This window comes from Leucobacter chromiireducens, from assembly GCF_051993095.1.
GTDB classification, from domain to species: Bacteria; Actinomycetota; Actinomycetes; order Actinomycetales; family Microbacteriaceae; genus Leucobacter; species Leucobacter chromiireducens.
Genome location: NZ_CP197024.1, coordinates 2,006,223 through 2,022,499 on the forward strand (window position 1 = coordinate 2,006,223; position 16,277 = coordinate 2,022,499).

General features: G+C 63.6%; 10 protein-coding genes and 2 rRNA genes. 4 read left to right on the top strand and 8 right to left on the bottom strand.

Features of this window, described 5'->3' with window-relative positions:
* The first annotated feature begins 4 nt into the window (after window positions 1-4).
* The 4 genes from aceB (at window position 5) to ACR81A_RS09070 (ending at window position 6,147) form a co-directional block, all read left to right on the top strand.
* Complete coding sequence (aceB, locus tag ACR81A_RS09055) at window positions 5-1,657, top strand: malate synthase A (RefSeq protein ID WP_202382958.1); 1,653 nt, start codon at window positions 5-7, stop codon at window positions 1,655-1,657.
* Between the two features lie 124 nt (window positions 1,658-1,781).
* Window positions 1,782-2,270, top strand: coding sequence for a YbjN domain-containing protein (locus tag ACR81A_RS09060; RefSeq protein ID WP_202382959.1), 489 nt, complete (start codon window positions 1,782-1,784; stop codon window positions 2,268-2,270).
* Between the two features lie 11 nt (window positions 2,271-2,281).
* Window positions 2,282-4,195, top strand: coding sequence for an HSP90 family protein (locus ACR81A_RS09065; protein WP_440311641.1), 1,914 nt, complete (start codon window positions 2,282-2,284; stop codon window positions 4,193-4,195).
* Entirely contained in the window at window positions 4,192-6,147 is a 1,956-nt protein-coding gene (locus ACR81A_RS09070) for a hypothetical protein (RefSeq protein ID WP_440311642.1), read from the top strand. Before ACR81A_RS09065 ends, ACR81A_RS09070 begins: the two co-directional genes overlap by 4 nt.
* A gap of 39 nt (window positions 6,148-6,186) precedes the next feature.
* Here the strand turns inward: ACR81A_RS09070 and mnhG are convergent, their stop codons facing one another.
* From mnhG to ACR81A_RS09110, 8 genes are all read right to left on the bottom strand, one after another.
* On the bottom strand, window positions 6,187-6,561 hold the full coding sequence (gene mnhG / locus ACR81A_RS09075; RefSeq protein ID WP_202382962.1) for a monovalent cation/H(+) antiporter subunit G: 375 nt from the start codon (window positions 6,559-6,561) through the stop codon (window positions 6,187-6,189).
* The gene (locus tag ACR81A_RS09080) at window positions 6,554-6,868 is read right to left on the bottom strand and encodes a sodium:proton antiporter (protein WP_202382963.1); all 315 of its coding nucleotides are present in this window, start codon (window positions 6,866-6,868) and stop codon (window positions 6,554-6,556) included. The genes mnhG and ACR81A_RS09080 overlap by 8 nt, the downstream gene beginning before the upstream one ends.
* Window positions 6,865-7,425 carry a Na+/H+ antiporter subunit E gene (locus ACR81A_RS09085; RefSeq protein ID WP_202382964.1) on the bottom strand — a complete coding sequence of 187 codons (561 nt, stop codon included), beginning with the start codon at window positions 7,423-7,425 and terminating at the stop codon, window positions 6,865-6,867. Before ACR81A_RS09085 ends, ACR81A_RS09080 begins: the two co-directional genes overlap by 4 nt.
* Window positions 7,418-9,082, bottom strand: a complete 1,665-nt coding sequence (locus ACR81A_RS09090; RefSeq protein WP_202382965.1) for a Na+/H+ antiporter subunit D — start codon at window positions 9,080-9,082, stop codon at window positions 7,418-7,420. The genes ACR81A_RS09085 and ACR81A_RS09090 overlap by 8 nt, the downstream gene beginning before the upstream one ends.
* Window positions 9,079-9,630 (bottom strand): Na(+)/H(+) antiporter subunit C, encoded by a 552-nt coding sequence (locus tag ACR81A_RS09095; RefSeq protein WP_202382966.1) that lies wholly within the window; start codon window positions 9,628-9,630, stop codon window positions 9,079-9,081. Before ACR81A_RS09095 ends, ACR81A_RS09090 begins: the two co-directional genes overlap by 4 nt.
* Complete coding sequence (locus tag ACR81A_RS09100; protein WP_440311643.1) at window positions 9,630-12,506, bottom strand: Na+/H+ antiporter subunit A; 2,877 nt, start codon at window positions 12,504-12,506, stop codon at window positions 9,630-9,632. Before ACR81A_RS09100 ends, ACR81A_RS09095 begins: the two co-directional genes overlap by 1 nt.
* 266 nt (window positions 12,507-12,772) lie before the next feature.
* Window positions 12,773-12,889, bottom strand: a 5S ribosomal RNA gene (rrf, locus tag ACR81A_RS09105).
* A gap of 125 nt (window positions 12,890-13,014) precedes the next feature.
* Window positions 13,015-16,118, bottom strand: a 23S ribosomal RNA gene (locus tag ACR81A_RS09110).
* Window positions 16,119-16,277: the final 159 nt, after the last annotated feature.

Below are 16,277 nucleotides of genomic sequence, written 5' to 3' on the forward strand. Positions count from 1 at the left end.
CATCATGACCACCACGCAGGCGGCCCCGCAGCAGTCGCAGACCGCCACCTCCTCCTTCGGTCCCCGCATCGAGGTCACCGGCCGCCCCTTCGCACGCAGCGAAGAGATCCTCACCGCCCCGGCACTCGCATTCCTCACGGAGCTGCACCACCGCTTCGCGAGCACCCGCCACGAGCGGCTCGCAGATCGCCAGCGTCGGCGCTACGAGATCGGCAACGGCCGCGACCCGAAGTTCCGCGAGGACACCCGCCAGATTCGCGAAGATGCGAACTGGCAGGTTGCCGGAGCGGGCCCCGGCCTGGAGGACCGCCGCGTGGAGATCACCGGCCCGACCGACCCGAAGATGACCATCAACGCGATGAACTCGGGCGCGAAGGTGTGGCTCGCTGATCAGGAAGACGCGACCAGCCCCACGTGGAAGAACGTCATTGGCGGCCAGCTGTCACTCTTTGACGCGATCCGCGGCCAGCTTGAGTACACGAGCCCGGAGGGCAAGGAGTACCGCATCACCGCGGAGACCACGCCGACGATCGTGATGCGGCCTCGCGGCTGGCACCTCGTCGAGAAGCACATGCGCTTCACCGACGCACAGGGACAGTCGGGCGCAGCGTCGGGCAGCCTCGTCGACTTCGGCCTCTACGCATTCCATAACGCGCAGGAGCTGGTCTCGCGTGGCCGCGGCCCCTACTTCTACATTGCGAAGCTTGAGTCGAGCGAGGAGGCGAAGCTGTGGGACGACATCTTCACCTTCACCGAGCAGCAGCTGGGGCTCGCGCACGGAACGATCCGCGCGACGGTACTCATCGAGACGCTGCCGGCAGCGTTTGAGATGGAAGAGATTCTCTACGTGATGCGAGACCACATCGCTGGGCTGAATGCCGGGCGTTGGGACTACATCTTCTCGATCATCAAGAACTACCGCGGTCGCGGCGCACGCTTCGTGCTGCCGGACCGCAGCGAGGTCACGATGACCGTGCCGTTCATGCGGGCCTACACCGAGCTGCTCGTGAAGACCTGCCACAAGCGCGGCGCACACGCGATCGGGGGCATGAGTGCATTCATCCCGAACCGGCGCGACGCGGAGGTGACCGCGCGTGCCGAGGAGAAGGTGCGTGCGGACAAGCAGCGCGAAGCTGGCGACGGCTTCGACGGCACCTGGGTGGCGCACCCCGACCTGATTCCGGTGGCACAGGCAGAGTTTGACGCGGTGCTCGGCGAGCGCCCGAACCAGGTTGAGCGCCAGCGCGACGATGTTGAGGTGACCGCGGCACAGCTGCTCGACGTGCACATCGGGCGCGAGATCACCGAGGCCGGCGTGCGGGAGAACGTCTCGATCGGGCTCCGCTACATCGAGGCCTGGCTGCGCGGCAACGGCGCGGTGGCGATCGACAATCTGATGGAGGATGCTGCGACCGCAGAGATCAGCCGCTCGCAGATCTGGCAGTGGATCCATCAGGATCAGTCGACCGCTGAGGGCACGCGGATCACCCGTGAGTGGGTGTCCGAGATCCTCCGCGACACGGTCGCCGGCTTTGAGCGTTTCGCGGGCGACCGCTTCGACGACGCTGCCGAACTGTTCGCGGATGTCGCGCTCGGCGACGACTTCCCCACGTTCCTCACGGTTCCGGCGTACAGCCGCTACCTCGTCGACGCGTAAAGTCTCAGAGTTCCCGCGCGGCGCCTTCGAATCTGCGGAGATTCGGAGGCGCCGCGCATTTTCCTGTGTCGGTGGCATGTGCCATCCTCGAAGAACACGATCCCCACGAGAGGACAGTACGAACATGGGATTCTTCACGAAGGACAGCACCCCCACCGGAGGCGGCGGTGACGCGCTCTCCCCTATCTCCAAGGATCGGATCAAGGCGGGCCTCGAGCGCGCAGGCTGGTCGTACAGTGTCGATTCAGACGGTGACATTGGGGGCGGCTGGGAGTACGCCTCGTTCTTCTTCTTCCTGAGCGGCAAGGAAGAGGAGCTGCTGTGCATCCGCGGCAGCTGGCGCGGAAAGCTCAAAGCCGACGAGCTCGCTCAGGCCATCGAGGCCTGCAACAGCTGGAACGCGGAAAAGCTCTGGCCGAAGACGTACGCCCGCTTGGACGACGAGGGCCTGGTGCGCGTGCACACGGAGCACAACGTCGACTACGAGCAGGGCATCACCGATGGTCAGCTTGACCAGCAGCTGCTCTGCGCGGTGAACACTGGCATGTCGTTCTACGAGCACCTCAACGAGGTCTTCCCGGCCACCTGGGCCGAGTACAAGCCTGAGGACTAAGCCGCAGCACTATGACCGAACGGTTCCAGGTTGACCTCTCCGGGATGGTCGACCTTCTCTCCCGACACCTCTACTCTGGCCCGCAGGTCTACCTGCGCGAGCTCATCCAGAACGGCGTCGACGCGGTTACCGCGCGCCGTGAACACGACGCAGCGGCGCCAGCGCACATCCGCATTACAGCGGGGCGCGACGAAGCTGGGCGCGAAACACTCGAGGTGGTCGATACGGGCGTGGGGCTCACCGCTCAGCAGGCGGCAGAGCTCCTCGCGACCATCGGCCGCTCGTCGAAGCGCGACGCTGACTTCGGGCTCGGCCGCGCCGAGTTCATCGGCCAGTTCGGCATCGGCATGCTCGCTGCGTTCATGGTTGCAGATCGGATCGAGGTGATCTCGCGCTCCATTGAGCCCGGGGCGCCAGCAATTCGCTGGGAGGGACGAGCCGAAGGAACCTTCGACGTTGCAGAGTTGCCGGCGGGAACAGAAACCGTTCCCGTCGGCACTCGCGTGCGCCTCACGGCACGGGCAGATGCGGGGCACTGGCTCAGCCACGACACTGTACTTGCGCTCGCCCGCGAGTATGGTTCGCTCCTCCCCTTCGACATCGCGGTGCGAGCTGCGATCGATGACGCGGGCGACGCCTGGGTGCGCGTGACCGAGCCTGAGCTGCCCTGGCGCGTGGAGTACGCACGCACCAGGGAGCGTGAGCAGGCGCTCTCCGCGTACTGCGAGCGCACTTTCGGCTTCACACCGCTCGGCGCCATCGATCTCGAGCTTGAGCTCGCCGGGGTGAGCGGTGTCGCATTCATCCTCCCGCAGGCGGTATCACCGGGCGCTGGCCAGCACCGGGTCTACATGAAGCGCATGCTCCTGGGACCGCGTGTCGACCGCGTGCTTCCCGAGTGGTCGTTCTTCGTGCGCGCCGTGCTCGACACGGATACGCTCTCACCCACGGCGTCACGCGAACAGCTGCACGACGACGAGGTACTTCTTAGCGTGCGCGAGGCCATCGGCGGGCAACTGAAGCAGTGGGCGCTTGCCGAACTGGCGAGCGAGTCACAGCTCGCGCGTGCGGTGATTCGCACGCACCACCTCGCGCTCCGAGGGCTGGCGCTCACCGACCCTGAGATGCTCGACCTCATCGCACAGATCCTCCCCTTCGAAACGACCGACGGACCGCGTACGCTCGCCGAGCTCGGGGCGGATGGCGCGGAGATCGTGTACACGACCACGACCGAGGCCTATCGTCGGGTCGCCGCGGTCGCACGCGCGCAGGGACTCATCGTGCTGAACGCCGGGTACGTCTACGATGCTGATCTGCTCGACCGTTTGGGCCGACGGCCCGGGTGGCGCGTGCGCGAACTCGAAAGCGCCGATCTTGTGCACACGCTCGGTGTGCCGTCGCTGGAGCGCGAGTGGCAGGTCTCTGAGGCGGTTGCGCACGCGCGCGAGCTGCTGACGGACGACGACTGCGATGTCATTGTTCGCACGTTTGCGCCCGAAGCGGTGCCCGCGATTCTGTTGCGCGACTCGGAGGGCGAGCACCGCCGCGACCGCGACCGAGAGCGTGAGGCGTCACCAGATCTCTGGGGCGGCCTCCTCGATGCGTTCGCGGAGAACGGGCCTGAGCGCAGCCGAACGCTGGTCCTCAACGACGACTCGGCCGTCGCGAGACGACTGCTCGCGGCGCCGCGGGGCGAGGTGTTCGCTGCTGGGCTCCGATCGCTCTACCTCTCCGCCGTCATGCTCGCCGGCGAAGGCCTCCGCAGCGCCGAATCCGCGGCGCTCGCCGGCGCACTGGGAGTGCTGCTCGACTCGGCCCTCGCACCAGTCGTCGAACCCGCCGGGGGGACCGACTCACCGTCGGCCGCCGCTCGCCCCGATCCCACGCACTCCCCCGACGATCCTGCACAGGAGGACTCACCGTGACCGAAGACATCGCTCGCGAGCTCGCCAGCGTTCGGCGCATGCCCTACGGCACCGCCCGTACCGCCACCGCGGAGGCGCTCACCCGACGCATTGAGACGGAGGGCCCGAAGGAGTACCTCGCTGAGGCGCTCCTCGATCTCGTCGAGGCCTACTCCTTCGCGGATGAGGGCGCAAAGTCCTTCGTGGTATTCGCACGCGCACTCCGGCTGTGGGACGAGAGCCCCGAACTCTTCGACGCGGCGGACGAGCAGAACCTGTTCTGGGAGTTCAAGTGGGTGGCCTCCGACCTCTCGGAGTACCCGCAAATCACCGCGCCCCAGGCAGAGGCGTTCCTCGCGGACATGGAGCGGCGCTTCACTCTTGCCGGGCACGGGCTCTCCTCCGTGCGCATGAGTTGGTTCAGGTGGGCTTGGCACGCCGGAAGGCCCGATGCCGAGGTGCAACGGATCGCGTGGATCACCGGACTGCGAGACGAGTTCGAGGATTGCGCGGCGTGCACGATCGGCCAGCAGGTTGACTTCTTTGTTGACTCCGAGCGCACGGCCGAGGCAGTGACCCTGGGACAGACGCAACAGGATCGCTGCAACCTGGAGCCGGCACGCACGCGCTACGCCCTCTCGCTCGCCCTGCTTCTCGAGGGGGATCCCGTCGCAGCGGAGCGAGTGCACAAGCAGGCCGTTGCCGCAGACGACGGCGACATCACCGATTTTCCGGCCGCGCGCGGCCACGGGTTCGAGATGCTCGCGCGTGGTGGCCGCATTGAGCAGGCCCTCCGGATCCTCCGCAGCGACTACCCAGACGCGCTGCGGAAGGGCGCCAGCCCAGCGCTGCATCTTCGCTTCTACGTTGGCGTCCTCGCGGGGCTCTCCGCAAATCTTGATCGTGGCGAGCTCGAAACCGGGTTTGCCGAGCCCGAGTGGCGCACGGTTGCCGAGCTCCACGCGTGGGTCCTCGCCGCAGCACAGCGACTCGCGGGGCCACTCGATGCCCGCAACGGCACCCGCATGTACGCCGAACACATCGATCGGTCACTTGCTGCGCAGCGTGTCGCCGCGCAGCTTCCGGAGTCCGCCTCCGTCATCGGGAGCACCGCCGTGCCGACCGTGACTGCAGCGCCCGAGGTCGCCGTCGAGGCAGCGGCGACTGGTACGACGGCTGTCGGTGATGAAGTGGACGGAGCGGGCCGGGCACCCGAGAGCGCCGCGGCGCTTGCTCATGCCGAGACGCTCGCATCGCGGGGACAGCACGGCGAGGCGGCACGCGGATACGCGTCTGCCGCAGAGCTCCTCGAGCGCGAGGGGTGGCTCGGGCGAGCGGGGATCGCGTACGCCGAGGCCGCGCAGCATGCGGCGGAGGACCAGGACGAGGAGGCGGCACACGCGCTCTTCGCAGCGGCGCTGCCGCGCCTTCGTGCCGGTGAGGCGGAGCCCGAGGTTCGAGTCGCTGTGCTCACCGCGTGGGCGCCCGTCGCGGCTCGCATGAGCGATGCCACCGGCCACCTCACCGCGACCGCAGACGAACTCAGCGAATACGGCGAGTTCGACGGCTCCGATATGACTGAGGAGCTCGCAGAACGTCGACGTCTCGCATGGATCGCGCAGCGGGCAGAGCTGCGCGACACACTGGCGCGTTCCATCAGCGCAGCGCTCCCTGCGCAGCGCCCGGCGGGCCTGACTGCTGAACGTGCGCTCTCCGAGGCCAGCCTCGCCGGTGAGGAGTACGCGCAGCTCGGACGCATCGGCGACGCGGCACACGCGTTCTGGCTCGCCGGAAAGCTCCAGCGTGAAGCAGGCGCAACCGGCGAGGCGGTGTGGGCACTCGAGTCAGCGTTCGAGGGCTTCACGATCGCCCGAAGCCGCGACGCGCGTGCCGAGGTCGCGAGCGAGCTGATCGAGCTGCTCCGCGCAAGCGGTCAGGACGAGCGGGCCGAGCAGCTCATCGCCGAGCTTTAGGAAGACGGTGCGCGGGCTCGGCCCGCGCACCGCCCCGCCCTAGCCGTAGAGCGTGTCGCTGCGCTCGATTGCGGGGCCGAGTTCGTCGACCACGAGCGAGTTCGCATCAAGTTGCCTCGTGCGGTACGCGGCACGTCCCACCATGTGAGCGGCAACGGGCGCGGTCAGCGACTGGAACACGAACACCGGAACGAGCGCGAGCAGTGTGGGGAACGAGCGCTGGTCGAGCGCGATCGCCGCGATGATGAGCAGCAGGCCGAAGATCTGCGGCTTCGTCGCAGCGTGGAGCCGGCTCAGCACGTCTGGAAAGCGGAGGAGCCCGATTCCCGCCGCGACTGAGAGCACAGCGGCGAGGAACACGCACACGACGGCTGCGAGATCCATCAGCTGTTCCCACAGTGCGAGATCAGACATGGCCGGCCCCTTCCGTTGGTTCCTCGGGCAGCGGCTGCTCTGCGCGTCGCTTCACAAATCGCGCCACAACGATCGTGGCGAATGTCGCGGTCGCCGCAATCACGGTCATCAGCGCGATCGAGTCCGTGTGGCCGCGCACCACCATGTCGGTGCCCACCGCCAGCATGAGCGTGGTGAGCAGCACATCGGAGGCGACCATTCGGTCGAGGATCGTGGGTCCGCGAACAATACGCACAATCGCAGCGAGCGCGGTCGCGGTGAGGCCGATTCCCGCTCCGATCAGCAGCGCGGTGGTGACGAGACTCATCGCAGCGCTCCGATCTCCTGCTTCGACCCCAGCGTCAGGATGAGGAGACGCTCGATGTGGCGCACATCGTGTCGCATCTTCGTGATTGCGCGCTGGGTGGGCGTGTTCAGTACGTGCAGGTAGAGCGTCGATTCAAACCGGTCGACCTCGGCCACGAGCGACCCCGGGATGAGCGAGATCGTGAGGCCCACCACGGTGAGAATGAAGTCGTTGCGGGTGCTGAGCTTCACCGCGATAATCGCAGTGGGCGGCGGCGGCCCCGGCCGGATCGACAAGTAGGCCACCTGCCAGGACGCATGCGCAAGGTTCCAAAAGAAGAAGCCCAAGTAGCGCAGCGCGTACCAAGGATTAAAGCGCCCGGCGAGCTCCACCGGCGGTAGATAGAACACACGCATCACCAGGATCGCGACGACGATGCCGCTCACAACGGACAAGAGCGACACCTCGTGCCACAGCATCATCCAGAGTGCCACGAGGCCGACCAGCAGGGGCAGCTCGTGCAAGCGGACGCCAAGCGCGACTCTCCGCGCGGCGCGGGGTGCAGGTGTCTCAGTCATGAGTCGTCTCCCCTCCCGGTCGCGTATCACCCGAGCCGCCGCCGAGCTGCCCCGGGGTATCCCCGAGTACCAGCTCGACCATGCGACCCGGCTCGGCCATGTTCTCGCCCGCACGATCAGCATACGCGTACAACGGACCGGCGAACACGGTCAGGCCGACGCTCACGACCACCATTCCGGTCGTCGCCGCAATCATCAACCGCGGAATCTCCTTCTGCTCCTGCTGCGGTGATGCGTCGGGCGCGTCGTGGAGCTGCTCAAAGAGCGCTTCCTCGCGCTCGCGCAGCATCATCGCCTCGGTGCTCGGCTTCCGCGTGCTGCGGCTTTCCGCCTCCGCGCGTCGGCGCGGGCGCCAGAACGCGAACACCCACGCGCGGGCAAGCGCGTACAGCGTGAGGAGCGAGACGAGTGCGCCGATCCCCATCAACCAATACGCACCGGGGGTCGCAAGATCCGCAGCCACGGTGAACAGGCCGAGCTTGCCAATGAAGCCGGAGAAGGGCGGAATGCCGCCCAGGTTCAGCATGGGGATGAAGAACAGCACCGCGATGACCGGGGCCGTGCGGAGCATGCCTCCGAGCCCGGAGAGTGAAGTCGTGCCGCCGTGGCGCTCCATCAGACCGACCGCGAGGAACAGCGTCGTTTGCACAATAATGTGGTGCGCGATGTAGAAGATCGTGGCGCCGAAGCCGGCGGCGTTCGCCATCCCGATACCGAAGATCATGTAGCCGATGTGGCTGATCAGCGTGAACGAGAGGAGGCGTTTGATGTCGAGCTGCGAGACCGCACCCAGAATGCCGACGATAAGCGTGAGGCCCGCGACCACGAGGAGCACGGTGTCCACGCTTGAGGTGGGGAACAACAGAGTCTGGCTGCGGATGATCGCGTAGACGCCGACCTTCGTGAGCAAACCAGCGAACACGGCGGTCACGGGTGCCGGAGCCGTGGGATACGAGTCCGGCAGCCAGAACGACAGCGGGAACACCGCAGCCTTAATGCCGAACGCGATCAGCAGCATCAGGTTGAGAAGCAACTGCACTTCGCTCGGGAGCTCAGCGATACGCACCGTCAACTGCGCCATATTCACCGTGCCGGTGGCGCCGTAGATCAGCGCGATCGCGGCCAGGAAGAGCACGGAGGAGACCAGCGACACCACCACGTACGTGACACCCGCGCGGATCCGCTGCGCGGTGCCGCCGAGGGTGATGAGCACGTAGCTCGCCACGAGCAGGATCTCGAAGCCGACGTAGAGGTTGAAGAGGTCGCCAGCGATGAACGCGTTGAAGACGCCCGCGCCCAGCACGAGATAGGTCGGGTAATAGATCGAGACGGGAGTATCCTCGTCTCCGTCAGCGAGGCCCTGCCCGATCGAGAAGAGGAAGACGCCCAGCAGCACGACAGAAGACACCGCGAGCATCAGCGCGGACACGCGGTCCACCACGAGCGCGATCCCAAACGGAGCTGCCCAGCCGCCCACCTCCATGACCAGAGCGCCGTGGGCATCGACCAGCCACATCAGCGTGCCGCTCAAGACGAGCACGGAACTGAGCGCGACGAGGGTGATGCCCTGCTGCAGCCGACGATGCCCCGGCACCGCGAGCGCCAGCGCGGCGCTCGCGAGCGGAATCAAGACAACGAGGGGAACAAGCGCGGTCATCGGCGATCCTCCACGGGGAAGCTGCCACCGTCGGGGCCGGCCCCGGGCGCATCAATTGGGCGAACATCGACGCCCGGGATCGGAACCGCGTATCCCACCGCCTGGCCGTCCTCGGTAAGGTCATCATCGTCGGTGTAGTCCGGAGTATCCGCCAGATCTTCCTCCGTGACCTCGTCAGAGCTGAGCTCGTCGGCGTCCGCAAGCTCGAGATCCCCATCGTCGTCGCGCACGGTGTCCGTGCGGTCTTGCGCGAGTCGCCAGGAGCGGTAGATCAGCGCCAGCAGGAAGGCACTCACCCCGAAGGTGATCACAATCGCGGTGAGGATAAACGCCTGCGGGAGCGGGTCGCTCATCTCGTCCGCGGGGCCCGCGCCAACGAGCGGCGCGGTGCCGAACGAGCCTGACATCAAGAAGATGAGCAGGTTGGTCGCGTTGCCGACAAGCAGAAAGCCGAGCAGCAGGCGGGTGAGCGTGCGGTCAAGCATGAGATACACGCCGCAGGCGTAGAGCACCACCATCACGACCACGAGAACCAGCGGCATCGTCATCAGCGGTTCACCTCCTCATCCACGAACGAGTTCGCCTCAGCTTCCTCGTGCTCGTCGATCTCAGCACCGAGGCTGCGCAGCACGTCAAGGATCAGACCGAACACAACGAGGTAGACGCCGATATCAAACAGCGTGGAGGTCACCAGCGGGAGCGTTCCGAACGGGCCGAGATCCACATCGATCCAGGCGGAGGCAAGCGCGGACTGGCCGAAGAACATGGGCAGGATTGCCATCGAGACTGCAAGCGCGAGGCCCACCCCGAGGATGCGACCGGCATCAAGCGGCACAGTCGCCCCAAGCTCGTGCCGGCCGCCTGCAAGATAGCGTGCGACGAGCGCGAGCCCAGCGACCAGCCCGCCAGCGAAGCCGCCGCCCGGAGTGTTGTGTCCGGTGAGGAGCAAATAGATCGAAAGAATGATCAGCGCGTGGAAGATCAGACGCACGACGACCTCGAGAATAATCGATCGGCGTGCAGGGTTCAGCTGGCGACCTGCAAGCAACCAGGACACCCGGCTGGCCGGGTGGTTCGGATCCGCGACATGCAGAAGATGCGCCTGCGCCTGGCTCCGCGCGTCGCGGCGCCGCAGCTTCGGGCGGAGGTCCGCGCGCGTGTTCAAGAACACTAGGGAGGCCACACCGGTCGCGGCAGCGAGGATCACGGAGAGCTCACCCATGGTGTCCCAGCCGCGAATATCCACGAGCATGACATTCACCGTGTTCGCGCCGTGGCCGCCGGCATACGCCATCTCCGGGAGCTGGAGCGAAATCGGCTCCGCGATCCGAGAACCCAGCGCGATGACCGCGAAAGCGCCGATGACGAGACCGACCGAGATACCAATCAGAGCGCGGCCCCAACGCACGCGTTTTGATGGAGGCGAGCCGATGCGCTGCGGCAGTCGACGGATAACGAGCACGAATGCGATGAGCGTGACCGTCTCGACGAGCGCCTGCGTGAGCGCGAGGTCCGGGGCGCCGTGCATGGCAAAGATCGCCGCCATCCCGTAGCCCGTGATGCCCACGAGCACAACTGACTGGAAGCGCGTGCGTGCGCGAAGGCTGAACAGTGCGGCAACGATCATGATGAGCGCGATCGGCACCTGTACTGGGGAGGTCACGAGGGTGACTTCTTCCGGCCACTCAGCGGTCGTGAGGATCGCACCGCCGAGCGTCAGCACGAGGACGATGAGGATCACCGCGAGGTAGAACGGGAGCGAGCCGCGCTGGGTGAGTGACGTCACACGGACAGCGATGCTATCGACACGATGCGTGACCAGCCAGTACGCGTGCGAGGCGGAGAAGCGATCGGGCAGCGCGGGCATCCGGAGGCCTGGGCGGGAGAGCAGCACGCCGAGCACACCGCCGAGCACCAGCACCGCGGCGGAGGCGCCGAGGGCGGGAGTGAAGCCATGCCAAAGCGCGAGGTGTTCCGGCGTCGCTCCCCCGGTCACGGTGCGCTGGAGCACCGAGTCGACAGCGGGCGCGAGGAGGCCGCCGAGCACCGTCAGCGCCGCAAAGACCGCGGGAACCGACAGCGAGACGATCTCTGGGCGATGCGCGAGACCACAGTCGGCAACACCGGGCTTGCGTGCGAACGCGCCCCACAAGAAGCGCGCCATGTACGCCACGGTCAGTATGCTTCCGAGCACGGCAACGCCGAAGGCGAGCCCCGCGAGCGGCTCATCCTGCGCAAGATCAAGCAGTTCAGTGAACGCTGCCTCTTTCGCGACGAAGCCGATGAACGGCGGGACACCGGCCATCGACGCAGCAGCGATGATGGTGATGACTGCGAGTGCCGGAAGCTGCCGACCCAGGCCACTGAGCTTCCGAAGGTCGCGAGTTCCCGCAGCGTGGTCAATTGCGCCCACGGCAAGGAAGAGCGGCGCCTTCGCGAGGGCGTGCGCAAAGAGCAGCGCGAGGCCCGCGAAGCTTGCCCGAGGATCACCGACGCCAAACACCATGATGAGCAGACCGAGTTGGCTCACGGTGCCGTGCGCGACGATGAGCTTGATGTCGTACTGCTTCAGCGCACGGATGCCACCGTTCAGCATCGTGATGGCGCCCAGGATCACGAGCGCCTCGCGGTAGCCGACTACTTCCGAGAAGCCCGGATTCAGCCGGGCAATCATGTAGACGCCTGCCTTCACCATCGCGGCGGCGTGCAAGTACGCGCTCACGGGAGTCGGCGCAGCCATTGCGCCGGGAAGCCAGAAGTGGAAGGGGAAGATCGCGGATTTCGAGAGTGCGCCGGCGAGGACCAAGAACACCGCGGTCACGGCCGCCGGTCCGGTGGGCGCGGCGGCGACGATGTCCGAGAGCAACGAGCTTCCTGCGGCGTGAGCGAGGATCACAAATCCAACGAGCATCGCGAGGCCACCGAGCGTCGTGACGATCAGCGCCTGCAGTGCGGCGGCGTTCGAGGTGCGCAGTCGTGTCACATGGCCGATGAGCAGGAAGGAGAAGATCGTCGTCCCCTCCCAGAACACAAAGAGCAGGAAGACATCATCAGCGAGCACCAGGCCAAGCATCGACATCGCGAAGCCCATGAACACGGCTGCGAAACGAGGAAGGCCCGCTTCACCCTCATCAAAGTAGCGCGCACAGTAGAGCAGTACGAGAGAGCCCGCGCCAGTGACCAAGAGCGCGAACAGTGCCGACAGGACGTCGAGACGGAACGTGAGCGTCAGCGACAGCTGTGGCACCCACGGCAGGGACTCTGTCAGCACCGCTCCCCCGAATACGGGCTGAGCAAGCACCAGCAGAGCTACGAAGGCAAGCGCAAGCACACCAGACAGCGCGAAGAAGCCGTTGCGGCTAACGCGACGAACCAGTGGATAGGCGGCAGGGGCGGCGAGGGCGAGAACGAGCAACACACTCATCATCGCACCCATAGGCGGCCCACTTCCGTACTGAGGTCGTCGTCTATTTCCTCATTTATGGTATCGGAAAGCGATGGCTTTGCCTGAGGGTTCTCCCGAGAACGGCGCGTCGAATTGACCCGAAAGCGGACTACAGTCTCACTGTCCGATACGAGGAGAGGTGCGGACATGACACCCACCAATTTTTGGGGTAAAAAAAGGGAGGGCCACACCCGCAAGCCACCATCACTGGTGACCAACAAGTGCAACCCTCCCTATAAAAAGGTGTCCGGCGGTGTCCTACTCTCCCACACCCTCCCGAGTGCAGTACCATCGGCGCAGTCAGCCTTAGCTTCCGGGTTCGGAATGTAACCGGGCGTTTCCCTGACGCTATAACCGCCGTAACTCTATCAACATATCAACCACACCCACCCCACAAGGGTGTTGTGTGTGGCCGTCCGTTGGGAACCACAAAGTGGACGCGAAACATCGTTACATCTGAAAACCTATGCCCACCCAAAAGGTGGTGGAAATCAAGTCATCGGCTTATTAGTACCAGTCAGCTCCACCCGTTACCGAGCTTCCACATCTGGCCTATCAACCCAGTCATCTACTGGGAGCCTCACACACTCAAAGTGTACGGAGATCTCATCTCGAGGCCGGCTTCCCGCTTAGATGCTTTCAGCGGTTATCCATCCCGAACGTAGCCAACCAGCCATGCCCTTGGCAGAACAACTGGCACACCAGAGGTCCGTCCAACCCGGTCCTCTCGTACTAGGGTCAGATCCTCTCAAATCTCCAACGCGCGCAGAGGATAGGGACCGAACTGTCTCACGACGTTCTAAACCCAGCTCGCGTACCGCTTTAATGGGCGAACAGCCCAACCCTTGGGACCAACTCCAGCCCCAGGATGCGACGAGCCGACATCGAGGTGCCAAACCATGCCGTCGATATGGACTCTTGGGCAAGATCAGCCTGTTATCCCCGAGGTACCTTTTATCCGTTGAGCGACAGCGCTTCCACAAGCCACTGCCGGATCACTAGTCCCGACTTTCGTCCCTGCTCGACCTGTCAGTCTCACAGTCAAGCTCCCTTGTGCACTTACACTCGCCACCTGATTGCCAACCAGGTTGAGGGAACCTTTGGGCGCCTCCGTTACATTTTGGGAGGCAACCGCCCCAGTTAAACTACCCACCAGGCACTGTCCTAAAACCCGATCAGGGTTCGTAGTTAGATATCCAATATGACCAGAGTGGTATTTCAACAACGACTCCACCAACACTAGCGTGCCAGCTTCACAGTCTCCCACCTATCCTACACAAGCCACACCGAACACCAATACCAAGCTGTAGTAAAGGTCACGGGGTCTTTCCGTCCTTCTGCGCGTAACGAGCATCTTTACTCGTACTGCAATTTCGCCGAGTTCACGGTGGAGACAGCTGGGGAATCGTTACGCCATTCGTGCAGGTCGGAACTTACCCGACAAGGAATTTCGCTACCTTAGGATGGTTATAGTTACCACCGCCGTTTACTGGGGCTTAAATTCAAAGCTTCGACCCAAAAGTCTAACCTCTCCTCTTAACCTTCCAGCACCGGGCAGGCGTCAGTCCGTATACGTCCACTTGCGTGTTGGCACGGACCTGTGTTTTTAGTAAACAGTCGTTCCCCACTGGTCTCTGCGGCCACCACACCCTTTCCGGAGTAAATCCGTATAAGTGGATGGCCCCCCTTCTCCCGAAGTTACGGGGGCATTTTGCCGAGTTCCTTCACCATGATTATCTCGATCTCCTGAGTATTCTCTACCTGACCACCTGAGTCGGTTTGGGGTACGGGCAACAGCAAACCTCACGTCGATGCTTTTCTCGGCAGCATAGGATCACCTGCTTCCCCAAACGGGTCCGCATCGTATCTCACCCAAAGCCGAAAACTATTAATAAACGACGGGCTACATACTTACACCGGGACAACCATCGCCCGGCACAGGCTACCTTCCTGCGTCACACCTCACGCTCACCACCCCAGTTCGGGTTCGCAGCCGCCACCGAACATCACCCGAAGGATCCATCCAGCTTTGGATTGCTTAGCACTACTAGTTAGGTCTTTGACGGTTTACCGCCGGTACGGGAATATCAACCCGTTGTCCATCGACTACGCCTGTCGGCCTCGCCTTAGGTCCCGACTTACCCAGGGCAGATTAGCTTGACCCTGGAACCCTTGGTCTTCCGGAGGACGGGTTTCTCACCCGTCTTTCGCTACTCATGCCTGCATTCTCACTCGTGTGGCATCCACGACTGGTTCACACCGCCGCTTCACTCGCCACACGACGCTCTCCTACCCATCCATACGGCTGGACCACGAAGGCCTACCTGTTATATGAATGCCACAACTTCGGTGGCGTGCTTGAGCCCCGTTACATTGTCGGCGCGGAATCACTTGACCAGTGAGCTATTACGCACTCTTTCAAGGGTGGCTGCTTCTAAGCCAACCTCCTGGTTGTCACAGCAACTCCACATCCTTTTCCACTTAGCACGCGCTTTGGGACCTTAGTTGGTGATCTGGGTTGTTTCCCTCTCGACTATGAAGCTTATCCCCCACAGTCTCACTGCTGCGCTCTCACTTACCGGCATTCGGAGTTTAGCTGACGTCAGTAACCTTGTAGGGCCCATCGGCCATCCAGTAGCTCTACCTCCGGCAAGAAACACGCAACGCTGCACCTAAATGCATTTCGGAGAGAACCAGCTATCACGAAGTTTGATTGGCCTTTCACCCCTATCCACAGCTCATCCCCTCAGTTTTCAACCTAAGTGGGTTCGGTCCTCCACGCGCTCTTACACACGCTTCAACCTGGCCATGGATAGATCACTTCGCTTCGGGTCTAGGACACGCGACTGAATCGCCCTATTCAGACTCGCTTTCGCTACGGCTTCCCCACACGGGTTAACCTCGCCACATATCGCTAACTCGCAGGCTCATTCTTCAAAAGGCACGCAGTCACACCAACAAAGGGTGCTCCTACGGATTGTAAGCAAACGGTTTCAGGTACTATTTCACTCCCCTCCCGGGGTACTTTTCACCTTTCCCTCACGGTACTAGTCCGCTATCGGTCATCTGGGAGTATTTAGGCTTATCAGGTGGTCCTGACAGATTCACACGGGATTTCTCGGGCCCCGTGCTACTTGGGATACACACCACGCGGTAAAACCATTTCGGATACGGGACTCTCACCCACTCCGGTCCGCCGTTCCAAGCGGTTCTCCTATAGCTTCACTCTCACGTTCGAGACTCAGCAGCGTCTCACGGCATGTCCCGCAACCCCGACCATGCAACCCCTGCCAGGTATCACACATGATCGGTTTAGCCTCATCCGGGTTCGCTCGCCACTACTACCGGAATCACTGTTGTTTTCTCTTCCTGTGGGTACTGAGATGTTTCACTTCCCCACGTTCCCTCTACCCGCCCTATATATTCAGGCGGGAGTCACCAGGTCAGCAAGCCGCCTGGCGGGGTTTCCCCATTCGGAAATCCTCGAATCACAGCCCGTTTATCGGCTCCCCGAGGCTTATCGCAGATTACTACGTCCTTCTTCGGCTCCAGATGCCAAGGCATCCACCGTTTGCTCTTAGAAACTTGAAATCACATAAGTATTCAGAAACACACACCCACCCAAAAAGATGAGCATGTGACCAATGAAATTACATTAAGAATCAGTAACACCACCAACACAAAACACACCCCCAAAAGGATACGAATCATGCGTGGCATCACTAGATGCTCGCGTCCACTGTGTAGTTC

What these genes read in the sequence shown, in the direction of transcription:
- aceB (WP_202382958.1), top strand. Translation starts at nt 5, where the DNA reads ATGACCACCACGCAGGCGGCCCCGCAGCAGTCGCAGACCGCCACCTCC.
- ACR81A_RS09060 (WP_202382959.1), top strand. Translation starts at nt 1,782, where the DNA reads ATGGGATTCTTCACGAAGGACAGCACCCCCACCGGAGGCGGCGGTGAC.
- ACR81A_RS09065 (WP_440311641.1), top strand. Translation starts at nt 2,282, where the DNA reads ATGACCGAACGGTTCCAGGTTGACCTCTCCGGGATGGTCGACCTTCTC.
- mnhG (WP_202382962.1), bottom strand. Translation starts at nt 6,561, where the DNA reads ATGTCTGATCTCGCACTGTGGGAACAGCTGATGGATCTCGCAGCCGTC.
- ACR81A_RS09080 (WP_202382963.1), bottom strand. Translation starts at nt 6,868, where the DNA reads ATGAGTCTCGTCACCACCGCGCTGCTGATCGGAGCGGGAATCGGCCTC.
- ACR81A_RS09085 (WP_202382964.1), bottom strand. Translation starts at nt 7,425, where the DNA reads ATGACTGAGACACCTGCACCCCGCGCCGCGCGGAGAGTCGCGCTTGGC.
- ACR81A_RS09090 (WP_202382965.1), bottom strand. Translation starts at nt 9,082, where the DNA reads ATGACCGCGCTTGTTCCCCTCGTTGTCTTGATTCCGCTCGCGAGCGCC.
- ACR81A_RS09095 (WP_202382966.1), bottom strand. Translation starts at nt 9,630, where the DNA reads ATGACGATGCCGCTGGTTCTCGTGGTCGTGATGGTGGTGCTCTACGCC.
- ACR81A_RS09100 (WP_440311643.1), bottom strand. Translation starts at nt 12,506, where the DNA reads ATGAGTGTGTTGCTCGTTCTCGCCCTCGCCGCCCCTGCCGCCTATCCA.